The sequence below is a fragment of the Veillonella sp. genome, assembly GCF_019414865.1.
In the GTDB taxonomy this organism is placed as follows: domain Bacteria; phylum Bacillota; class Negativicutes; order Veillonellales; family Veillonellaceae; genus Veillonella.
The window spans coordinates 1-4125 of record NZ_DXLG01000131.1 but is presented as its reverse complement, the minus strand read 5'-3'; the positions used below and the strand labels follow the sequence as shown (position 1 = coordinate 4125).

General features: G+C 38.4%; 4 protein-coding genes. All 4 read left to right on the top strand.

What is annotated here, in order from left to right:
* Positions 1–427 (top strand): hypothetical protein (locus QZ334_RS07220; RefSeq protein ID WP_295233196.1); only part of this gene is annotated, 427 nt, incomplete at its 5' end.
* A gap of 332 nt (positions 428–759) precedes the next feature.
* Positions 760–1635, top strand: coding sequence for a glycine--tRNA ligase subunit alpha (gene glyQ / locus QZ334_RS07215; RefSeq protein ID WP_295233194.1), 876 nt, complete (start codon positions 760–762; stop codon positions 1633–1635).
* 1 nt (position 1636) lies between these two features.
* Positions 1637–3688, top strand: coding sequence for a glycine--tRNA ligase subunit beta (gene glyS, locus QZ334_RS07210; protein WP_295233192.1), 2052 nt, complete (start codon positions 1637–1639; stop codon positions 3686–3688).
* Positions 3689–3855: 167 nt separating this feature from the next.
* Positions 3856–4125: MarR family winged helix-turn-helix transcriptional regulator (locus QZ334_RS07205; protein ID WP_295233190.1), on the top strand; the 270-nt coding region annotated here is incomplete at its 3' end.

The following is a 4125-nucleotide window of genomic DNA, read 5'->3' as shown; positions in this document are numbered from 1 at the left end:
ATTTATGATAGTTGCATGGACATTAAATGCAATAGATGCTATACCTATTGAGGGGATTGTTGCGATTCCAGAGGCAACACTAGTATGTACTATCTTTATTGTAATGCTTTTGTGGCCTCTCATTAGTCATAGAAAACTTTTTGTTTTACTATATCGAAAATATATCAATAAAGGACACTCTACATTTTATTTCTGTTTATGGTTCTTAGTAGGATGGATAGATAAAATTGTGAAAGAAGATGAACTTAATAGTTCTGCTTTTAGACTTTCATTTGAATCTTATTCACTATATGACTATATGTGGTTAATTATTTATATTCTATTCTTGCTATGGATTATATTCTATGCAGATATGAGTAATTGGCAACGTTTAATAGGTTCTAGTAGTGTGATTCTTTTAATCCTTAAATCCTTATATGTAAAGTAACCGCATTACTGGTACCCATTAATTTATATCTGTGTTGACATTTTTCCCTCTGTATTGCTACAATATTGTGTATAATATATGCGATGAAGCAGAGTAGTAAACCTCTCTAGCGAGTGAGGATGGTGTAAGCTCACATTTGGTTGAAGGCGCTGTAGAGCATTGGCAGGAACGCAGATATCTGTTAGTAAAGGCCAACATAGAAAAAAGAGGGCGCAAGCCAAATAGGGTGGAACCGCGGGTATACTCGTCCCTGTAACGTTTTTCGTTACAGGGACTTTTTGTTTGTAACGAAATGGTTGATTTTATGTCGGTTGTGTAAAGTGGAGGCAGCAATGACATTTCAAGAGATTATTTTAAATCTACAAAAATTCTGGAGCAATCAAGGTTGTATCGTTCAAAATCCATATGACATCGAAAAGGGCGCAGGCACAATGAACCCTGCTACATTCTTGCATGCTATCGGTCCTGAACCATGGGCTGTATGTTATGTAGAGCCTTCTCGTCGTCCAGCAGACGGTCGTTATGGTGATAACCCTAACCGTTTGTTCCAACATCATCAATTCCAAGTTATCGTGAAACCATCTCCAGATAATATTCAAGAATTGTACTTACAATCCTTGGCAACTCTTGGTATTCATGCTGAAGATCACGATATCCGTTTTGTAGAGGATAACTGGGAATCTCCAACATTAGGCGCTTGGGGCCTTGGTTGGGAAGTATGGCTCGATGGCATGGAAGTAACTCAGTTCACATATTTCCAACAAGTTGGTTCCATTGACTGTAAACCAGTTTCCGTAGAAATTACATACGGTTTAGAACGTTTGGCTATGTACATTCAAGGCTTAGAAAACGTTTATGATCTTAAATGGAATGAAAGCGTTACATACGGCGATGTTTGGCATGCCAACGAAGTTGAACAATCCGTATATAACTTTGAATTAGCAGATACAGATATGCTTTTCAAATTGTTTGATATGTACGAAGCAGAAGCAAAACGCGTTTGTGCAGCCGGTTATGTATTACCAGCTTACGACTATGTATTGAAATGTTCCCACACATTCAACTTGCTTGATTCACGTGGTGCTATTTCCATCAGCGAACGTACTGCTTTCATCGGCCGCGTACGTGCATTAGCTCGTATTTGTGCACAACAATACCTCGCTAAACGCGAAGAATTAGGTTTCCCACTTTTGAAAGGAGATAAATAAGATGGCAAAGGATTTATTATTTGAAATCGGTGCAGAAGAAATTCCTGCCGGCTTTATGCCAAATATCTTAGGTCAATTAAAACAATTGGCTGAAACAAAATTAAATGATGCCCATCTTCCTTTTGAAAGCATCGCAACATACGGCACACCACGTCGTTTGGCTCTTATCGTAAAAGGTCTTGCTGACACATCTGCTGAAATCAGCGAACGTCATAAAGGTCCTTCTGCATCTATCGCCTATGATGCTGACGGTAATGCAACAAAAGCAGCCATCGGTTTTGCTCGTGGTAAAGGTCTTGATGTAGCTGATCTCGTTGTAGAAGACGGTTATATTTATGCTGAAACTAAAACTGCAGGTGTACCAGCGAAAGATATTGTAACTGATATGTTACCTCAATTGATTACAGGTCTTAACTTCCCTAAATCCATGCATTGGGGCAATTTAGATGCTAAGTTCGTACGTCCTGTACGTTGGCTTGTAGCTTTACTTGATGAAGAGGTAATCCCTGTAGAATTTGCTACTGTTAAATCTGGTAATGTTACACGTGGTCACCGCTTCTTAGGTGCAGACGAAATCACAATCAAAAATGCAGCATCTTATGTAGATACATTAAAAGAAAACTTTGTTATGGTTGATCAAGACGCACGTCGTGAATTGATCTCCAAACAATTACATGATATTGCAGCTTCTAAAAATGCATCCATCGTTTGGGATGATGATTTGTTAGAAGAAATTAACTATCTTGTTGAATGGCCTACAGCTTTGTGCGGCGGTTTTGAAGAGTCCTACTTGGCACTTCCAGATGCAGCTATCATTACACCTATGAAAGACCATCAACGTTACTTCCCATTAGTTGACCAAGACGGCAAATTATTGCCAATGTTCTTAACAGTTCGTAACGGCTCTGATCATTCTATCGAAGTAGTTCAAGCTGGTAATGAACGTGTATTGCGCGCACGTCTTGATGATGCTAAATTCTTCTTCAACGAAGACCGCAAGAAACCTCTTATCGACCGTCAAGATGGTTTAACTAAAATCGTATTCCAAGAAGGTCTTGGTAACTTAGCAGATAAAACTGAACGTTTGCTTAAATTGGGTCGTGTATTCGGTGAAGAATGTGGCTTACACGAAGATGCAGCTGTTGTGTTAGAACGCGCTACAGAGCTTGCTAAAACTGACCTTACAACAGGTATGGTTACAGAGTTCACTGAATTACAAGGTGTAATGGGTAAAGAGTACGCTTTACTTGATGGTGAATCTCCTGAAGTGGCAGAAGCTATTTTCGAACAATATTTACCACGTTTTGCAGGCGATGTATTGCCTCAAACTGAAGCTGGTAAAGTATTGTCCATTATTGATAAAGTGGATAACATCGTAGCTACTTTCAGTCGTGGTTTAATTCCTACAGGCTCTCAAGATCCATATGCATTGCGTCGTCAAACTATTGGTATCTTGAACATCTTGCTTGGTAGCGAATGGAACATCAGCTTGCGTCCAATCTTCAAAGCATCTATGGAATTACTTAATGTACCAGCTGAAAAACAAGACGAATTGCTTGGGCAAGTAGAAGAGTTCTTCACACTTCGTTTGAAAAATATCTTCCTTGATCGCGAAGTTCCTCATCATGTAATCGACTTGTTGTTGTCCAACAACGAATTGTCCGTTGCTGATGCTGAAGGGCTTGTAAATGCATTGTTAGCAAACCGTATCGATGAAAATGTTGAGCTTGTTCAAGCTTATACTCGTATGTACAATCTTGTAAAAGATATGGAATATACAGGTGTTAATAGCGACTTGTTGAAAGAAGATGCTGAAAAAGCATTGTTCGAAGCTGCTTCTAAAGCATCTGAAGCAAGTCTTGCTGCGTGGGAAGCTAATGATTACGCTGCAGTTGTAGCAGTTCCAGCTACTTTGGTTCCAGCCATCAACAAATTCTTTGAAGATGTAATGGTTATGGATAAAGATGAAGCTATTAAAGCTAACCGTCTACAACTCGTTCGCTTAGCGTACAGCGTAATGGCTATTATCGGCGATATTAGTGCATTAAAATAATATATTTTGTATAGATACATTAAACTTTTACAGAAATATATGAAAGAAGAGGTACCATTTGGTACCTCTTTTTGCTTTTACGAAGAATATACATATTTTATGCAGGAATTTTTGAGACTATGGCGAATATCTTATAATATACAAAGTTGTATGAGGAGATAACTGTCATGAATCATGATGAATTATATAAAGCCTTATGTAAGGTGCCAAACGGTAAAGAAAAGTCTCGTGATAAAATAATTATAGAATTATATATGCGATCTCAAGGAGCATCTCAAAAACAATTAGTAGATGCTCTTAATATGCGTCCCGCTACAGTATCGGAGCAGACCGATATACTCATTGAATTAGGGTATGTAACAAAGCATATTGATTTCATGGATAAACGAATTTCTGTAGTAGGCCTCACGGAAGAGGGCAAGCGATTAGGTAAATCA

What these genes read in the sequence shown, in the direction of transcription:
- glyQ (WP_295233194.1), top strand. Translation starts at nt 760, where the DNA reads ATGACATTTCAAGAGATTATTTTAAATCTACAAAAATTCTGGAGCAAT.
- glyS (WP_295233192.1), top strand. Translation starts at nt 1,637, where the DNA reads ATGGCAAAGGATTTATTATTTGAAATCGGTGCAGAAGAAATTCCTGCC.